Source organism: Streptomyces sp. NPDC001443 (assembly GCF_053597355.1).
Genome location: NZ_JBSFIA010000028.1, coordinates 74,611 through 91,623 on the forward strand (window position 1 = coordinate 74,611; position 17,013 = coordinate 91,623).

The 17,013-nt window shown below is 72.9% G+C and carries 14 protein-coding genes; 10 read left to right on the forward strand and 4 right to left on the reverse strand.

The window, feature by feature from the left end; translation table 11 throughout:
- Positions 1–58: 58 nt before the first annotated feature.
- Both ACWC24_RS26615 and ACWC24_RS26620 read right to left on the reverse strand, forming a co-directional pair.
- Positions 59–508 carry a nitroreductase family deazaflavin-dependent oxidoreductase gene (locus tag ACWC24_RS26615; protein WP_152894171.1) on the reverse strand — a complete coding sequence of 150 codons (450 nt, stop codon included), beginning with the start codon at positions 506–508 and terminating at the stop codon, positions 59–61.
- Positions 509–612: 104 nt separating this feature from the next.
- A complete protein-coding gene (locus tag ACWC24_RS26620) occupies positions 613–1,245 on the reverse strand; it encodes a LysE family transporter (protein WP_450665392.1) in 633 nt (210 codons plus the stop codon).
- 311 nt (positions 1,246–1,556) lie between these two features.
- On the opposite strand from ACWC24_RS26620, the gene ACWC24_RS26625 reads away from it, so the two are divergent.
- The 6 genes from ACWC24_RS26625 (at position 1,557) to ACWC24_RS26650 (ending at position 7,528) form a co-directional block, all read left to right on the forward strand.
- Positions 1,557–2,756 (forward strand): cytochrome P450, encoded by a 1,200-nt coding sequence (locus ACWC24_RS26625; RefSeq protein ID WP_450665393.1) that lies wholly within the window; start codon positions 1,557–1,559, stop codon positions 2,754–2,756.
- A gap of 12 nt (positions 2,757–2,768) precedes the next feature.
- Complete coding sequence (locus tag ACWC24_RS26630; RefSeq protein ID WP_450665394.1) at positions 2,769–2,978, forward strand: ferredoxin; 210 nt, start codon at positions 2,769–2,771, stop codon at positions 2,976–2,978.
- A gap of 153 nt (positions 2,979–3,131) precedes the next feature.
- Positions 3,132–3,590 carry a nuclear transport factor 2 family protein gene (locus ACWC24_RS26635; RefSeq protein ID WP_450665395.1) on the forward strand — a complete coding sequence of 153 codons (459 nt, stop codon included), beginning with the start codon at positions 3,132–3,134 and terminating at the stop codon, positions 3,588–3,590.
- Between the two features lie 9 nt (positions 3,591–3,599).
- Positions 3,600–4,136, forward strand: coding sequence for a flavoprotein (locus ACWC24_RS26640; RefSeq protein ID WP_450665396.1), 537 nt, complete (start codon positions 3,600–3,602; stop codon positions 4,134–4,136).
- Between the two features lie 88 nt (positions 4,137–4,224).
- Complete coding sequence (locus ACWC24_RS26645; protein WP_450665397.1) at positions 4,225–5,193, forward strand: aldo/keto reductase; 969 nt, start codon at positions 4,225–4,227, stop codon at positions 5,191–5,193.
- Positions 5,194–5,650: 457 nt separating this feature from the next.
- On the forward strand, positions 5,651–7,528 hold the full coding sequence (locus ACWC24_RS26650; RefSeq protein WP_450665398.1) for a ricin-type beta-trefoil lectin domain protein: 1,878 nt from the start codon (positions 5,651–5,653) through the stop codon (positions 7,526–7,528).
- A 28-nt stretch (positions 7,529–7,556) separates the two neighbouring features.
- Here ACWC24_RS26650 and ACWC24_RS26655 read toward each other — a convergent pair whose 3' ends face one another.
- On the reverse strand, positions 7,557–8,231 hold the full coding sequence (locus ACWC24_RS26655) for a DUF4232 domain-containing protein (protein ID WP_450665399.1): 675 nt from the start codon (positions 8,229–8,231) through the stop codon (positions 7,557–7,559).
- Positions 8,232–8,295: 64 nt separating this feature from the next.
- Complete coding sequence (locus ACWC24_RS26660) at positions 8,296–10,680, reverse strand: SpoIIE family protein phosphatase (protein WP_450665400.1); 2,385 nt, start codon at positions 10,678–10,680, stop codon at positions 8,296–8,298.
- Positions 10,681–10,956: 276 nt separating this feature from the next.
- Between ACWC24_RS26660 and ACWC24_RS26665 the strand changes: the two genes are divergently transcribed.
- The 4 genes from ACWC24_RS26665 (at position 10,957) to ACWC24_RS26680 (ending at position 17,011) form a co-directional block, all read left to right on the forward strand.
- Positions 10,957–14,052: a glycoside hydrolase family 2 TIM barrel-domain containing protein gene (locus tag ACWC24_RS26665; RefSeq protein ID WP_450665401.1), complete on the forward strand. Its 3,096-nt coding sequence runs from the start codon at positions 10,957–10,959 to the stop codon at positions 14,050–14,052.
- Between the two features lie 190 nt (positions 14,053–14,242).
- Positions 14,243–14,488 (forward strand): hypothetical protein, encoded by a 246-nt coding sequence (locus ACWC24_RS26670; protein ID WP_152895220.1) that lies wholly within the window; start codon positions 14,243–14,245, stop codon positions 14,486–14,488.
- A 3-nt stretch (positions 14,489–14,491) separates the two neighbouring features.
- Positions 14,492–14,869, forward strand: coding sequence for a toxin Doc (locus tag ACWC24_RS26675; RefSeq protein ID WP_152895219.1), 378 nt, complete (start codon positions 14,492–14,494; stop codon positions 14,867–14,869).
- A 531-nt stretch (positions 14,870–15,400) separates the two neighbouring features.
- On the forward strand, positions 15,401–17,011 hold the full coding sequence (locus ACWC24_RS26680; protein WP_450665402.1) for a ricin-type beta-trefoil lectin domain protein: 1,611 nt from the start codon (positions 15,401–15,403) through the stop codon (positions 17,009–17,011).
- The last annotated feature ends 2 nt before the right edge of the window (positions 17,012–17,013 follow it).

The window sequence follows — 17,013 nt, forward strand, 5'->3', positions numbered from 1 at the left end:
CCCATGCCTCCCGGAGCGGAAAAAGTCCGCTCGGTTCCGCAGGGCCGCCCGGGGGCGGTCAGTACCCGGGGGTCGGTTCGAGGACGAACACCGGGATCTCCCGGGACGTCTTCTTCTGGTACTCGGCGTACTGCGGGAAGGCGGCCACGGCGCGCTCCCACCACGCCGCCTTCTCCTCGCCGGTCACCTCACGGGCGGTCATGTCCTGCTTGACCGGGCCGTCCTGGAGCTCGACCTGCGGATCGGCCTTCACGTTGTGGTACCAGACCGGGTGCTTGGGCGCCCCGCCCAGCGACGCGACCGCCGCGTAGTGTCCGTCGTGCTCGACGCGCATCAGCGGCGTCTTGCGGATCTTGCCGCTCTTCGCGCCCCGCGTGGTCAGCAGGATGACGGGCAGTCCCGTGTCCATCAGGGTCGTTCCCTTGGTGCCTCCGGAGCTCTCGTACAGCTCCACCTGGTCGCGCACCCACTGCTGCGTGCTGGGTTCGTACTCGCCCTCAAGCGGCATGGCATTCGTCCCATCGTCGCGTCGTACGTTCGGATCGCACCGTCCGTCAACAGAGCAACGCCCGGAAAACTTCCGGGGTCACGCCGGACGGCACCAGATCACCCCTACCCCGGTGTCACCAGCATCCGCACCGCCAGCACCACCATCACCCCGCTGGATGCCAGCGCCGTGGCCAGCCGGCCGCGGTGGCCCGTCAGCGCCCGGCCGAGCAGCGCGCCGCCGCCGGCGAGCAGGAGTTGCCAGCTCGCGGACGCGGCGAAGGCCGCCAGGACGAAGACGCCCTGCTCCAGCGGCGGTGCCGTGGCCGCGGTGCCGGCGCCGAGGACGAGCGCGGCGAAGTAGATCACGGTGGTGGGGTTGAGCAGGGTGATGCCGAGCAGCCCCAGGTAGGCCCGGGAGGGGCTGGGCGGAGGCGGGTCGGGGCGGGTGGCGAGCCGATGGCCGCGGTAGGTGCGCACCGCCGCGACCGTGCCCAGGACCGCCAGCGCGATCAGCACCAGCGCGGAGGCCCAGCGCAACGGCACCAGTACCGGCCGCAGCGCGGCGGCGAGGGCGGAGCCGCCGGCCATCGCGAGCAGGGCGTAGAGCCCGTCGGCGCTGGCGACGCCGAGCGCGGCGCAGGCGCCGGTGCGCAGCGAGGTGCGGGCGGTGAGGGAGACGAGGTAGGTGCCGACCGCGCCGACGGGTACGGCGATGCCGTATCCCGCGACCAGGCCGGCCACGAGCGGGGCCGTCACGACCGGACCGGACCGGGCCTTCCGGGGCGGCCGGGCTGCTGCTGGACGCGCACCGGGGCAACGGCGGCGGGCGTCGACGGCAGCAGGGCGGGGATCGTAGGCATGGCGGGATAATGGGGGTGATGAGTCCCCTGTGACAACCGAATTACCAGGTGACCGTGGGCACAGAGCCCCGAACCGAGCCGGCGGAGCGGTAGGTTCCGGACAGATTGCCCGATTAGTCGATCTGGCCGAACATCGCGTCGCTCCATAGATGCCTGGGGCATCTAATGAAGATCGGCACGACGCACCCTTCGTCTGTGAGGTCTCCCATGACGGAACTCTCGGAACCCGTCGCCTTCCCCCAGGACCGGAGCTGTCCCTACCACCCGCCGACGGCCTACGACCCCCTGCGCACCGACCGGCCACTGTCCCGCGTCACCCTCTACGACGGCCGCCAGGCCTGGATCGTCACCGGTCACGGCCTCGCCCGCACCCTGCTCGCCGACCCGCGGCTGTCGACCGACCGCACCCGGCCGGGCTTCCCCGTCACCAACGCGCGCTTCGCCGCCATCCGCGATCGCCGCACGGCCCTGCTGGGCGTCGACGATCCCGAGCACCGCACCCAGCGGCGGATGCTGGTCCCCAGCTTCACGGTCAAGCGCGCCGCCGCGCTGCGGCCCGACATCCAGCGGATCGTCGACGAACGGCTCGACGCGATGATCGCGCAGGGCCCGCCCGCCGACCTGGTGAGCGCCTTCGCGCTGCCGGTGCCGTCGATGGTGATCTGCGCCCTGCTCGGCGTCCCGTACGCCGACCACGAGTTCTTCCAGGAGCAGTCGCGCCGACTGCTGCGCGGCCCCGAGGTCGCCGACGTGCTGGACGCCCGTGCCCGGATGGAGGGGTACCTCGGCGACCTGATCGACCGCAAGCGCGAGGAGCCGCCCGGTTCCGGCGTGCTCGACGATCTGATCCACCGGCGGACGGGCGACGGCGAGGTCGACCGCGACGAACTGATCTCCCTCGGTGTCATCCTGCTCGTCGCCGGCCACGAGACCACCGCCAACATGATCTCGCTCGGCACCTTCACCCTGCTCCGGCACCCCGAACGGCTGGCCGAGCTGCGCGCCGATCCCGCGCTGCTGCCCGCCGCCGTCGAGGAGCTGATGCGGCTGCTGTCGATCGCCGACGGGCTGCTGCGGCAGGCCGTCGAGGACATCGAGGTGGACGGCGTGACGATCCGGGCCGGCGAGGGTGTGCTCTTCTCGACCTCGGTCATCAACCGCGACGAGAACGCCTACCCCGAACCGGACACGCTGGACTTCGCGCGCTCCGCACGGCACCACATCGCCTTCGGCTTCGGCATCCACCAGTGCCTCGGCCAGAACCTGGCCCGCGCCGAGATGGAGATCGCCCTGCACAGCCTGTTCCAGCGGCTGCCCGGACTGCGTCTCGCCGCCCCGGCCGAGGACATCCCCTTCAAGCCCGGCGACACGATCCAGGGGATGCTGGAACTCCCCGTGACCTGGTAAGAGGCTCTGGTCATGAGTATCGACCGTATCGACATCGACAAGGACGTCTGCATCGGGGCGGGCCAGTGCGCGCTGGCCGCCCCCGGCGTCTTCACCCAGGACGACGACGGCTTCAGCATGGTCCTGCCCGGCCGGGAGGACGGCGCGGGGGACCCGATGGTCAAGGTGGCCGTCAAGGCCTGCCCGGTCGGCGCCATCACCCTGTCGGACCCGGCCGACTGACCACCTCGGACCCGGCCGACCGACCACCGCGCCGCCGGGCCGGGCTGAACGACAGGTCCCGGCCGGGCCGACGGGAGAGCGCACGTTCCCCGGGCGTTTCCGTCACTGTGGGAGCGTGCGTTCTCGACCTGCTCGCCGACCAGGAGGAAGCCCATGGCCGCCCGCCCGCCCCTGCCGCCCTTCACCCGTCACACCGCCGAGCAGAAGGTCCAGGCCGCCGAGGACGCCTGGAACACCCGCGACCCGCACAAAGTGGCGCTCGCCTACTCGGAGGACTCCGTGTGGCGCAACCGCGACACCTTCCTCACCGGCCGCGAGGAGATCGTCGCGTTCCTCACCGCCAAGTGGGGGCGCGAGCTGGACTACGCGCTGCGCAAGGACCTGTGGACCTACGACGGCAACCGCATCGCCGTCCGCTTCCAGTACGAGTGCCGGGACGCCGACGGCCGCTGGTGGCGCTCGTACGGCAACGAGCTCTGGGAGTTCGACGGGCAGGGGCTGATGACCCGGCGCGAGGCCAGCATCAACGACGTGCCCATCGAGGAGCGCGAGCGCCGCATCCTCGGACCGCGCCCCGAAGCCGAACGCGGACGCACGTTCCCGGTTCAGTAACCTGCGCGGATGACCGAACAGGACGGGAAGCCATTCCTCTACGTCGTCGTCTGCGCGGCCGGCATCGCCGCGGACGTCGGCACACTCGTCGTCGCCGCGCAGGAGCGCGGCTGGGAGGTCGGCGTCTTCGCCACGCCCACGGCGGCGGGCAACGGCTTCTTCGACATGGCGGCCGTCGAAACCGGGACCGGGCGCCCCGTCCGCTCCGCCTGGCGCAGGCCGGGCGAGGCGCGCCCCTTCCCGCCCCCGGACGCCGTGGCCGTCGCGCCCGCCACCTTCAACACCGTCAACAAGTGGGCGGCCGGGATCGCCGACACCCTCGCCCTGGCCACCCTGAACGAGGCCGCCGGCATGGGCGTCCCGATCGCCGTGCTGCCCTGCGTGGCCGACCCCCTCGCCGGTCACCCGGCCTACCGGAACAGCCTCGTACGTCTGCGTGAGATGGGCGTGCGCTTCGGGGACCCGTACTCCGGCGAGCCGGGGGCGGACGGCCGACGGCCCGACTTCGACTGGACGCGGGCGCTGGACCTGCTGGGGCCCGTCTGACGCCGCCCGGCGCCGGTCCACCGTCGTGGCGGCCGGGTGACGACGTACGCTCCGTCAGGTATCCCATCCGAAGGCAGGAGCAGCAACGATGCAGTACGTGAAGCTCGGTTCGACGGGTCTGGACGTGTCGCGGATCTGTCTGGGCTGCATGACCTACGGACTGCCCGACCGCGGTGCGCACGAGTGGACGCTCGACGCGGAGGCCTCACGTCCGTTGATCCGGCAGGCGCTGGACGCCGGGATCAACTTCTTCGACACCGCCAACGTCTACTCCGACGGCACCAGCGAGGAGATCGTCGGCCAGGCGCTGCGCGACTTCGCCCGCCGGGACGAGATCGTGCTCGCCACCAAGGTGCACGGCCGGATGCACACCGGCCCCAACGGCGGCGGTCTGTCCCGCAAGGCGATCATGAGCGAGATCGACCACAGCCTCACCCGCCTGGGCACCGACTACGTCGACCTCTACCAGATCCACCGCTGGGACCCGCACACCCCCGTCGAGGAGACGATGGAGGCCCTGCACGATCTGGTGAAGGCGGGCAAGGTCCGCTACATCGGGGCGAGTTCGATGTACGCCTGGCAGTTCTCCAAGGCCCAGTACACCGCCGAACGGCACGGCTGGACCAAGTTCGTCTCCATGCAGAACCACTACAACCTGCTCTACCGGGAGGAGGAGCGGGAGATGCTGCCGCTCTGCGCGGACCAGGGCGTCGGCGTGCTGCCCTGGAGCCCGCTCGCCCGGGGCCGCCTCACCCGGGACTGGGGCACCGTCACCGGGCGCAGCACGGGCGACGCCTTCGGCAGCACCCTCTACCTGGAGAGCGACCGGGGCATCGTCGAGGCCGTCACCCGCATCGCCGCCGAACGCGGGGTGCCGCGCGCCCAGGTCGCCCTCGCCTGGCTGCTGCACCAGGACGCGGTGACCGCGCCCATCGTCGGCGCCGCCAAGCCGCAGCACCTCCAGGACGCCGTGGCGGCCGTCGAACTGGAGCTGAGCGACAAGGAGATCGAGCAGCTCCAGGAGCCCTACACCCCGCACCCCGTCGCCGGCCACTGACGACCGCGGGCGTCCGTGCGGTGCGCACCGGGTACCGCACGGACGCCTCGCTGCCGCGGGGCGTTCCGCGAACCCGGCGACATCCCGTGAAGGTGCGTTTCGGTCGGTGAATGCTTACCGCAATTCCCCCTCGCGCAAGGGACGTCAATCCGCCGCGCGATGTCGATTGACGTTTCGTCAATTGCCGTGCGAGGAAACCCAATGCGCAAAACTCCAGGATCACTTGTTCCGTCTCCCCGGCCTGTGCAAAGGTGTGCGTTGTCCGCGCGCGGTCAAGGAATTCCCCGCCGCGCGCACAAGGCCACTCCCGTCCACCCCCCACGCTTCGAAAGAGCAGCCACCGGCGGACGCCCGAGATGCCGAACACCGTGCAATCGGGACTCCCCACCTCCTGTCGGCGGAGTCCCGTGACCCTTGGTACGGACTTATGCCGCAGGTCATTGGGAGGAATGCAGCCGTGAATGAGGCAGGCCCGACGAATTCCCCGGAACCGGAGCTCAGGTTCGGGGCGACCGACGCTCAGCTGAGCGCGGAGCTGAAGCAGTGGACGGGGGCGTCACCCGCACTGCATCCCGTCGGCGAGTTGCTGGACCGCCACTGGGAAGCGGCCTTCACCTATGCCCGGTTGTGCACCGACGGCCCCCGAGCCGCGGGCATGCTGACCACCGCCGCGTTCACCCGGCTGTTCGGCGAGTCCATGCGCCACGAGGGGCCGACCGCGGCCTGGCGGCCCCGGCTGCTCGTCACCGTGCGCCGGATAGCGGCCGAGTGGGACACCGACGACCGGCGTGATCTGCTCCACCCCGCGCTGCGCTCCGCGGCCGAGGACGGCGACCGGGCGGCCGCCCGGCTGCTGCCGCCCGCGAACCGGCGCCTGCTGTCCAGCGCGTTCCAGCGGCTGCCCCAGGCCGCCCGCTGTCTGCTGTGGCACGTGGAGGTCGAGGCCGAGTCGCTGTCCGTGCCCGCCGCGCTGATCGGTCTGGACGAGGAGGGCGCGCGGGTCGCGCTGCGCCGCGGCCGCGACCGGATGCGCGAGGAGTGCCTCCAGCTCCACCAGGAGCTCGCGCCCCGGCAGGAGTGCCGTCAGTACCTCCGGCTGCTGGACGTCACCTACCGGCGCGGCGGCTCCGCGGTCGACCCCGATCTCCGCGAGCACCTGGACGGCTGCCGGCACTGCCGGGACACGGCCGACCAACTGGCCGTGTTCAACACGGGGTTCGGCCTCGCCCTGGCCGAGGGCGTGCTCGGCTGGGGCGCCGCCGACTATGTCGCGTCCCGGCTGACCGGTCCCGTGAGGGCCGAGGCCGGCGCGGTCCGGGAGGGGCGGCTCACGCCGGGCGCGGCGGAGCCGGGCACGGCCGGGGGCGTCGCGGGGGAGTCGTTCACGTCCCCGGAGCCCGAGCCCGGTGAGGCCGTACGATCGCGGGGCGCGCGCCGCTCCGCCCAGCGGGCCAGGGCCGCCCGCCGCCGCAACCTCACCGCCGCCGTCCTCACGGTCAGCGGTCTGGTCGTGCTGCCCCTGGTCCTGTGGTCCGCCCTGGGCTCCGGACACCGGGCGGGCCGCACCACCGGCGGCAGCGAGGCGACCGGCACCGGTACGAACAGCACGGCGACCACCCGCCCCTCGTGGATCAGCAGCGGGACGGAGCAGCAGGGCGCCCTGCGCGGCCGGCTGCACAACCTGGCCTCCGGACTCTGCGTCGCCGTCTCCGGCAGGCCGGTCGAGGGTGCCGAGACCGTGCTGACGACCTGTTCGGGCGCGACGAGCGAGCAGTGGACGTACGAGACCGACGGCCTGCTGCGCAGCGTCGCGGTGCGCGGTCTGTGCCTGGACTCCCGGCTCGGCTACTCGGTGCGGCTGGAGCCGTGCGCGGGCGAGTCCGAACCGGGAGGCAGGAACGTCCGTTACGACTTCACCCTCCAGGGCACCCTGGTGCCCCGCTCGGACCAGAACCTGGCCCTCAGCCCCGCCGCCGCCGACGGATCGGGCGCCCTGGTGGTGAAGAACCGCACCGACACCTCGGTCCAGCGCTGGGCGATCGACACCTCCGAGACCGGCCCGCAGATGCAGGCCGTCAACTGGGACGCCGACACCTCGTCCGCCACGCCCACTGTCGCGGCGGTCCCGAAGAAGACCTCGACCCCCACGCCGACGGCCTCCGCGGCCCGCCCGACGGCATCGGCGACGCCGACACCGAGCAGCTCGGCCACGGGCGCGGACGTGTGCACGTACTACCCGTACTCCTGCACGGACGACGGCTCGTACGGCGGAGGCGGTTACGGCGGCGGGGACGGCGGGGGCGGCTACGGCCGGGCGGGCGGCGGCCGCCGCTGACCGGCCCGGTCGGCCCGTGGAGCGGTTCTCAGGCGCCGCGGCCGGCGCTGAACACGGTCAGGAACACCGACGACGCGTTGCCGGCCACCGGGACCTTCCCGGCCGTCCAGTGCACCTTGAGCGGATCCTGCTCGTCCGGCGGGGTGATGAGCAGCCAGTCCGGGATCGCCGTGCTCGCCTCGCTGATCTCGGGGTTCGCGAACGTCAGCCCGGCCCAGGCGCTCTGTCCCGGGGCCAGCTTCACGGTCGTCGGCTTCTGGCCGGACGTGCGCTTCGGGTCCGGTCCGACCTGCCGGCCCGCGCCGTCCAGGAACGCGGCGCCCGGGAAGCCGTACAGCGTGCAGGTGCGTGCGGAGCTGTTGGTGAGGACGAGCGGGAAGTTCTCCTGCCCGGCCCCCGGGTCGTTGCGGCCGACCGAGGCGCGTAGCTGCGAGGTGTGACAGCGGGTGCCGTCCGCGGCACCGGGCGCGCGCCCCCCGGTCGTGCCGGGGGTCGCTTCCGCCGTCGTACCGGTCGCGGTGTTCACCGCGGTACTCGCCGGCGTACGCGCCGCCGTGCTCGTGGTGGCGCTCAGCGTGCTGCCGGCCGTGGGCCGGGACGCGGCCGGTGCGCCGTCGGCCGCGGAGCAGGCGGTCGCCGACCCCAGCAGCGCGAGCGCGCACAGCAGCGCGGTGGAGAGGCTCTTCGACTGTGGCATGTACATCGGGTGCCCTCTCTCGGTGGACCGACGCGGCCGCCGGCCGGAGTCCGCCCGGTTCGGCCGGAACTCAGCTCTCCTCGAACAGCGCCAGCTCCGCCCAGATCGTCTTGCCGTCGGTGGTGTGCCGGCTGCCCCAGCGCTGGGTGAGCTGGGCGACCAGCAGCAGGCCCCGGCCGCCCTCGTCCCAGGTCTTCGCGCGGCGCAGGTGCGGTGCCGTGTGGCTGGTGTCGGAGACCTCGCAGATCAGTGTGGCCGCATCGTGGATCAGCCGCAGCCTGATCGGACGGGCGCCGTACCGGATGGCGTTGGTGACCAGCTCGCTGACCACCAGTTCCGCGGTGAACGCGACCTCGCTCAGACCCCACAGCGCCAGCTGCTCGACGACCTGCTTGCGGATCCGGGCGACGAGCGCGGGATCGGCCGGGATGTCCCAGGTCGCGACCTGGGAGGCGGACAGTCCCTGGGTGCGGGCCAGCAGCAGGGCCACGTCGTCGGCGGCCCCGCCCGGCGGCAGCAGTGTGCGCAGGATCCGGTCGCAGGTCTCGTCCAGGGAGCCCGTGTGCGTCGCCAGCGCCTCGACCAGCAGCCTGTGTCCGGCGTCCATGTCGAGCTCGCGGGACTCGATCAGCCCGTCCGTGTAGAAGGCCAGCACGCTGCCCTCGGGCAGGTACAGCTCGGTCGACTCGAAGGGCAGCCCGCCCAGGCCCAGCGGCGGCCCGCTGGGCAGGTCGACCTGCTGCGGCGTCCCGCCCGGCGGCAGGATCACCGGCGGCGGATGTCCGGCGCGGGCGAGGGTGCAGCGCCGGGAGACCGGGTCGTACACCGCGTAGAGGCAGGTGGCGCCGACCTCGCCGGGGCGGCCCTCGCCGCCGGAGTCCGCGGACAGCCGCAGCACCAGGTCGTCGAGGTGGGTGAGCAGCTCGTCGGGGGCCAGGTCGATGTCCGCGAGGGTGCGTACGGCGGTGCGCAGCCGGCCCATGGTGGCCGAGGCCTGGATGCCGTGGCCCACGACGTCACCGACGACCAGGGCGACCCGCATCCCGGACAGCTGGATCACGTCGAACCAGTCGCCGCCCACCCCGGCCCGCGCCGCCGGGAGGTAGCGGGAGGAGGCCGTGACGGCCGCGGTCCGCGGCAGGGTGCGGGGCAGCAGACTGCGTTGCAGCGCGAGCGCCGTCTCGCGTTCGCGCGAGTACCTGCGGGCGTTGTCGATGCACACGGCGGCCCGCGCGGTCACCTCCTGCGCCAGCAGCACGTCGTCGGAGGTGAAGGGGTCCGGCCGCCGGAACCGGGTGAGGACCGCCACGCCCAGCGTCGTGCCGCGGGCCTGGATCGGCACGGCCATGGTGGAGTGGACGCCGAGCTCAGTGACCGAGCCGGTGCGGGCGTCGTCCCAGGTCAGCCACTGGTCCAGTGAGCCGCCCGCGACCGTCGCGGCGATCGTGCGGCCCGCCACGAGCGCGTCGGCCTGGGGTGATCCGGCCGGGTAGGCCTGGGTGTCGCCCGGTTTGACCGCGGCCTCGGGCGTGCCCGGGTGCAGCGACCGGTGGGCGGCCCGGCGCAGTTCGGCCGGGGCGGTGAACGGCCCCGGCGGCTCGCCGCCCGGATCGTGCGGATCCAGCAGGTCCACGCTGACGAAGTCGGCGAGGGCCGGCACACAGACCTCCGTCAGCTCCTGCGCGGTCCGGGTGACGTCGAGGGTGGTGCCGATCCGCATGCTCGCCTCGTTGACGAGTTGCAGCCGTTCGCGGGCGAGGTGGCTCTCGGTGAGGTCGTGGACGGCCAGGCACACACCCCGTACCCGGCCCTCGGCGTCGGCGACCGGGGCCATCCGGGCCAGCCAGGCGCGCGCCCGGCCCTCCCCGCCGGTACGCAGGTACGACCTGCTGTCCAGCGGGCGGCCCGACAGGAGCACCCGCAGCAGCTGCGACTCCAGCTCCGCGCTCTGGGGCCTGCCGCCGATCTCGGAGACCCGCAGGCCCCGGACCCGCTCCTCGGGCAGGCCCAGCACCTGGGCCATGGCCTGGTTGGCGTGACGCAGCCGCAGCCGTTCGTCGTAGACCGCGACGGCGCACGGGGCCTGGACCAGCGCCGCCAGTGCCAGCGCGGCGTCCGCCGCCGGCCGGTCGGCGATCTCCAGCGGGGTGACGACGAGCCAGTGTCCGGGCTCGCCGTCCTGCGGCTGCCGGTGGTGGGCGAGCAGCCACACCGGCAGGGCGCGGCCGTCGCGATGGCGCAGCGTGACCGTCCCGTACCAGCGTCCCCCGGCGGAGGCGGGCGCCGGCTGGCTGTCGCCGTCGGCCAGCAACCGGGCGGCGGGCCGTCCGACGACCTCGGCCGCCTCCCAGCCGAGCAGCTGCCGGGCTCCCGCGTTCCAAGAGCTCACGGTGCCGTCACCGGCGATGACAGCCCGTGCCGTCTCGGCATCGTCGAACGGGTAGTCCGGGGTCATCGTCGCCACTCCATCGCGCGCACTCACAGTGACAAGTGGGTCACTTGAGCTTCCAGCCTAGTGCGTACTGCTCCCGTGGGGACCGTGACGCCGTACGCGGGATGTTCCGGCGGCGGTGATGTTCCGGCCCTGGCGTGCGGCGCACGGGACGCCGCGAGCAGAAGAGCCATGACGAAGTCTTGACGCGCCGGGGTGACCCGACATCAGATTCTGTTTGTTCGCGATCAGTTGTGAGCACTTCTGGGCTTTGATGAGCTTTGATGAAGGAGAGTCGTCATGACGGTCACGCGCAGATCGGTCCTGCTCGCCTCCGCGGCCGCACCGGCCGCCGGAGCGTTGTCGGGCACCGCGCAGGCCTGGGCCGCCGAGGCGGGGGGCCGCTCCGGACGCCGTACGGTCCCGCTGCGCGACGGCTGGCGCTTCGCGCTGGTCGACCCGGGCGGGCTCACCGACCCGACGGGCGCGTACGCCGACGCCGCCGACCCCGGCCACGACGACTCGTCGTGGCGCAGGGTGGCCGTGCCCCACGACTGGAGCATCGAGCAGACCCCCACCACCGAGTACGGCACCACCTCCGGCACCGGCTTCCTGCCCGGCGGCCTCGGCTGGTACCGCCTCGCCTTCACCCTGCCCCCGGCCCTGGCCGGGCGGCGGATCTCGGTGGAGTTCGACGGCGTCTACATGGACGCGTACGTCTACTGCAACGGCACCGAGGCCGGCCACCACCCCTACGGCTACACAGGCTTCGCCCTCGACCTCACCGACCTCGTGCACACCGACGGCACCACCGAGAACGTCCTCGCGGTCAAGGTGCAGAACCAGTTGCCCAGCAGCCGCTGGTACTCGGGCAGCGGCATCTACCGCGAGGCCCGCCTGGTCGTCACCGAACCGGTGCACGTGGCCCGCTGGGGCACCCGCGTCACCACGCCGGAGGTCACCGCCGAGCGCGCCCTCGTACGGGTGCGCACCCAGGTGCTCAACGACTCGGGCGCCGCCGCCGACGTCGAGGTCGTCTCGCGGATCGTCGCCCCCGGCGGCCGGACGGTCGCCCGTACGACCACCACGGTCGCCGCCCCGGCCGCGGCGGCCGGCACGGTCACCGAGACCCATGAACTCACGGTCCCCGAGCCGAAGTTGTGGGACTTCGCGGCTCCCCATTGCTACACCCTGGAGACCGAACTGCGGGTCGCGGGCGAGCGGACCGACACCTACCGCACCCCCTTCGGCATCCGCACCTTCCGCTTCGACCCGGACGAGGGCTTCCACCTCAACGGCGTCCACGTCAAGATCAAGGGCGTCGACCTGCACCACGACCTCGGCGCGCTGGGCGCCGCGGTCAGCACCGACGCCGTCCGCCGCCAGATGACCCTCATGAAGTCGATGGGCGTCAACGCCTTCCGCACCTCCCACAACCCGCCCTCGCCGCAGATGATCGAGGTCTGCGAGGAGTTGGGCATCGTGATGATGGTGGAGGCGTTCGACTGCTGGCGCACCGGCAAGACGCGCTACGACTACGGGCGGTTCTTCGACGAGTGGTGCGAGAAGGACGCCACCGAGATGGTCCTCGCGGCCCGCAACTCGCCCGCCGTGGTGCTGTGGTCCATCGGCAACGAGATCCCCGACTCCACCGCCACCGCCGGACTCGCCATGGCCGACCGCATCATCGCGGCGATCCGGGCCGCCGACGACACCCGCCCGCTGGTCATCGGCTCCGACAAATACCGGCGGCTGCCCGCCAAGGGCTCCGCCGCCGATCTCATGCTGGCCAAGCTGGACGGACTCGGCCTCAACTACAACACCGCGCAGTCCGTGGACGCCCTGCACGCGGCCTACCCGCACCTCTTCCTCTTCGAGTCCGAGTCGTCCTCGGAGACCTCGACGCGCGGCACGTACCAGGAGCCGGAGCACCTCAACACCGGCGAGAACCACACCCCCGGCCGGCGGGCGACCTCCTCCTACGACAACAACCTCGCCTCCTGGACCATGAGCGGCGAGTACGGGCACAAGAAGGACCGGGACCGTAAGTGGTTCGCGGGCCAGTTCCTGTGGTCGGGCATCGACTACATCGGCGAACCCACCCCGTACAACGTCTTCCCGGTGAAGGCGTCCTTCTTCGGCGCGGTGGACACGGCCGGCTTCCCGAAGGACATGTACCACCTCTTCCGCAGCCAGTGGACCGACGAGCCGATGGTGCACCTGCTGCCGACGACCTGGAACCACGAGCCGGGCGACACCGTCGAGGTCTGGGCGTACGCCAACGTCGACACCGTCGAGCTGTTCCTGAACGGCAAGTCGCTCGGCACCCGCACGTTCGACACCAAGACGACCACCGACGGCCGCAGCTATCTGGAGACCACCGAGGCGACCGGCGACGACAAGACCTTCACCGGCGGCCCCTGGCCGGGCAGTTACACCAGCCCCAACGGCAGCGCGGGCAAACTCCACCTCGCCTGGCGGGTGGCCTGGGTGCCGGGCGAGCTGAAGGCGGTGGCGCGACGCGGCGGCAAGGTGGTCGCCACCGACGTGCTGCGCACGGCCGGCGTCCCGCACGCCCTGCGGCTCACCCCGGACCGCGCCTCCCTCGCCGCGGACGGGCGTTCGCTGGTGTTCGTGACCGCGGAGGTGGTCGACGCCCGGGGCGTGGTGGTGCCGGACGCCGAGGACCTGATCACCTTCGAGGTGAAGGGCGGCTCCCTCGCCGGGCTCGACAACGGCCGCCAGGAGAGCGCCGAGCGCTACCAGGCCAGCACCCGCACCGCCTTCCAAGGCAAGGCCCTGGCGATCGTGCGCTCCGGCACCGGGGAGGGCCCGCTGAAGGTCACGGCGCGTGCGGACGGACTGCGTCCGGACACCGCGGTCGTGCGCACCACCCGGGTCCGCTCGGCGGCGACCACCCCGGCGGCGCGGTTCGCCCCCGAGCCGCCGGCCCCGACCGACTACCCCCACGCGGACGCCGGTTACTCCGGCCGTCCCGACACGCTCCCGGCCGCGATGCTGGACGGCGACCCGGCCACCGGCTGGTCCAACGCCTTCGTGAAGTCGGCGACGGCCCTGCTGCCGGCGTTCAGCGGCGCGCGCCCCGAGGACCGGGTCACCGTGGACTGGGGCCGGACGCGGACCTTCGACCGGGTCGCGGTGTCCTTCACCGAGGACGCCACGCACACACCGCCCGCGGCGGTCGAGGTCGCGGTCTGGCGCGGCGGCCGGTACGTGCCGGTGACCGGGATGTCCGTCGACCGGGCCACCGCCTCGGACACCCCGACGCTGATCACCTTCGACGCGGTGACCGGCTCCCGGCTGCGGCTCACCCTGACCAGCGCGCACCCGGGGGAGACCCGAGGGGCGGTACGGATCAGCCGACTTGACGCGTAGCACGGAGTGAAGCGCGGTGTCCGGACGGGACCAGGTCCCGTCCGGACACCGCCCGGCTACCGCCGGTGACCCGGGCCCGCGTGCCGCGCAGGGGTGGCCCAAGGTCCCACGCGACCCTCGGGTACCGCAGGCATATGCCTTTGACCTGCGGATATTTACGGGAAAGTGGTCGCGCGGTACCGTGAGTTCCATGCCAGCTCTCAACGTGGAGTTCAGCGACCGCGAGCTAGAGGACCTGCGGCAGATCGCCAAGGAACGCGGTACGTCGATGAAGGCGCTCGTGCGCGAGGCCGCCGCGGCCGACATAGCCCGGCACCGGGCGCTCCAGGAGGGAGCGGAGGCGTTCCGCCGGTTCTTCGCCACCCACGCCGAGGAGTTCGCGGCCGCCTTCCCCGACGACGAACCGCCCGCCAAGAGTGAGGGGCGGGCCGCCTGACCGATGGCCCCCGTCATCCATATCGACGTGCCCTGGCTGCTTCAGCGCCATGAGGAAGTACTGCCCGACCAGCCCACCGTCAACGACTTCTCCGCCCTGGTGGCCGCCGTCGCCCGGCACCGGGTGGATCCGCCCCGGCTCGGGGTCGACTCCGATCCCGCCTGGCGCGCCGCCGCGCTGCTGCACACCCTTGCCCTGCTCAAACCCCTGCCGACGGCAAACGCGCGTTTCGCCTGTGCGACCGCCGTCGCCTACATGTTCGTCAGTGGTGTCGGCATCGACCCGCCCTACGGCGCCCTCGTGGATCTCGCCCGCGACCTGATGGGCGGCAAGACGGACGTGTACGGCGCGGCCGACCGGCTGCGCTCCTGGCAGCTCTGATCCCCCACCAAGGCCTGTCTGACCATTCCCGCCTCCCCGGGAATGGTCAGACAGGCCCTAGGGGCCCCGAGGCCGCCGGTCGAGGGCGGATCGAACAGGACCGGCGGCCGTTTCGCGCGGAAGAGCCGCCGTTCCGCGCGGGGCCTCCGAGGGGAGGCCGGGGTCCAGTCCACCGCACCGGCCGGGCTGCCGGGAGAGTGCGCGGAGCCCCGGAGTGTGCGCGCGTTTCACACGGGGCGCAGTATTCCCGAATGCGTACACATGGGGCGCGAGTTGGCGCGCTATCTGACTATTTGTCAAAGAGGCGGTTGTTGTTCGTGCGGCTTGTTGCGCACGAGTGAGTTGTGTAAGGCTGAAGAACCCGTGCGGGGGCCACGGCCGGTCTCGATCGCCCTTCGGTGGACCGGGCCGGTGCACATCCGGCGAATTCGCTCTCCCGCACCCACCCGAAAGGTACGCGGCGACCCCGCGGCCCCCTGGGGTGACCAGAAGTTCTGTGTGCTCACGCGCGCACGGGAAGGAATCCGCTCAGTGCCCACCCCCCACCCCCCTCGTCCGCCCTTCTCCCCGTCCGACGGGGACCCCGGAGAATCCGACGAGGCCCTCGCGCTCCGGATGAGGGGCGGCCCGGACGCCGAGGTCGCCCAGTCGACCGCGCTGCTCATCGCCCGGCACTGGCAGCCGGTGCACGCGTACGCGACCATCTGCCTGGCGTCCTCGGCGCAGGTCGCCGCGATGGTCACCGGCGCCGCGTTCCACCAGGTCTTCGACCGCCTCAACCTCGGCGAACCGGCTGCCGCGCTGCGCCCCCGGCTGCTGGTGACCGTGCGTGACACCGTGCGCCACTGGGCCGCCGCGGAGGACATAGCCGCGGTGCTGCCCGCGTTGCAGAAGCCCGCCGGCGGGCGCGGAATGCGCGCCGCGCAGTCCATGACCCCGGAGAACCGCGAGCTGGCCCAGCGCTCGTTCCAGTCCCTGCCGCCCTTCGCCCAGTGCCTGCTGTGGCACGTCGAGGTCGAGTCGGAACCGGTGTCCGTCCCCGCGGGCCTGCTGGGCATGGACGTGGAGACCGCGACGGACGCGCTGGAGCAGTCGCGGGAGAAGCTCCGCGAGGGCCTCGTACGGGCCCACCGGGAACTGTCGCCGACGGCCGAGTGCCGCCACTACAACCGTCTCCTGGACGTCCCGATGCGCCGCGGGAGCGGGCTCCTTCCGGACGTCCAGCGGCACCTGGTGGACTGCCGCTACTGCCGTGCCGCCGCCGAACAGCTCGGGCACTTCGAGGGCCGCCTCGGCGTCCTGCTCGCCGAGGCGGTGCTCGGCTGGGGCGCCCGGCGCTATGCCGACTCCCGTCCCGGCCGCTCCGCCCAGGAGGGTGGTGCCCGCGGCTCCGCGGGTCGCGGCGGCAGACGAGCCCGCCGCGCGGCCTCCCGGAGCATCCTCGCCCGCATCCCGCTGCCGACCCGCCGGCCCACGGACGGGTCCCGCTCGCCGCGGGCCCTGCGCAACGGCGTCGGCCTCGCCTCGGCCGGGGTGCTGACGACCCTGCTCGTCGTCGGGCTCTGGCCGGGCGACGACGGCGGCACCGACCCGACCGCCTCCGCCAGCGTCACCGGCGGCCAGGCCACGGCCCCCGCCACCGACTCCCAGGCCGCGTCCGGCGGCGCCCGGCTGCCGACCGGCACCCGGCAGACCCGGCTGCGCAACGCCGACGCCGACCTGTGCCTCGACATCGCGGGCGTGCCGAAGGCGGGCACGGCGGCCGAACTCGCCGTCTGCTCCTCGGCCTGGACCCAGCAGTGGACGTACGAGGACGACGGCCTGCTGCGCAGCATGGCCGATCCGTCGCTGTGCCTGGACGCGCACGCGGACGCCGGTGTCGTCATCCTCGGCACCTGCGCCGACGAGGGCGAGGCGCGGGGCGACGACGTGCGCTACGACCTCACCGTGCAGGGCGAGTTGCTGCCCCGCTGGGACGAGACCCTGGCCCTCGCCCCCGCGGGCGGGAACCCGGGCGCGGGCCTCGTCGTCAAGGTCCGCGACCACTCCGTCGGCCAGCGCTGGCTGACCGACGAGGGGTCGGCCGCCCAGGATCCGCCGGCCGTCACCGGCACCGCGACCGCCCGGCCGGTCGGGGTCTGACC

Bases quoted from the DNA above. Each gene is read 5' to 3' on its own strand.
- ACWC24_RS26615 (WP_152894171.1), bottom strand. From the start codon at position 508: ATGCCGCTTGAGGGCGAGTACGAACCCAGCACGCAGCAGTGGGTGCGC.
- ACWC24_RS26625 (WP_450665393.1), top strand. From the start codon at position 1,557: ATGACGGAACTCTCGGAACCCGTCGCCTTCCCCCAGGACCGGAGCTGT.
- ACWC24_RS26630 (WP_450665394.1), top strand. From the start codon at position 2,769: ATGAGTATCGACCGTATCGACATCGACAAGGACGTCTGCATCGGGGCG.
- ACWC24_RS26635 (WP_450665395.1), top strand. From the start codon at position 3,132: ATGGCCGCCCGCCCGCCCCTGCCGCCCTTCACCCGTCACACCGCCGAG.
- ACWC24_RS26640 (WP_450665396.1), top strand. From the start codon at position 3,600: ATGACCGAACAGGACGGGAAGCCATTCCTCTACGTCGTCGTCTGCGCG.
- ACWC24_RS26645 (WP_450665397.1), top strand. From the start codon at position 4,225: ATGCAGTACGTGAAGCTCGGTTCGACGGGTCTGGACGTGTCGCGGATC.
- ACWC24_RS26655 (WP_450665399.1), bottom strand. From the start codon at position 8,231: ATGTACATGCCACAGTCGAAGAGCCTCTCCACCGCGCTGCTGTGCGCG.
- ACWC24_RS26660 (WP_450665400.1), bottom strand. From the start codon at position 10,680: ATGACCCCGGACTACCCGTTCGACGATGCCGAGACGGCACGGGCTGTC.
- ACWC24_RS26665 (WP_450665401.1), top strand. From the start codon at position 10,957: ATGACGGTCACGCGCAGATCGGTCCTGCTCGCCTCCGCGGCCGCACCG.
- ACWC24_RS26670 (WP_152895220.1), top strand. From the start codon at position 14,243: ATGCCAGCTCTCAACGTGGAGTTCAGCGACCGCGAGCTAGAGGACCTG.
- ACWC24_RS26675 (WP_152895219.1), top strand. From the start codon at position 14,492: ATGGCCCCCGTCATCCATATCGACGTGCCCTGGCTGCTTCAGCGCCAT.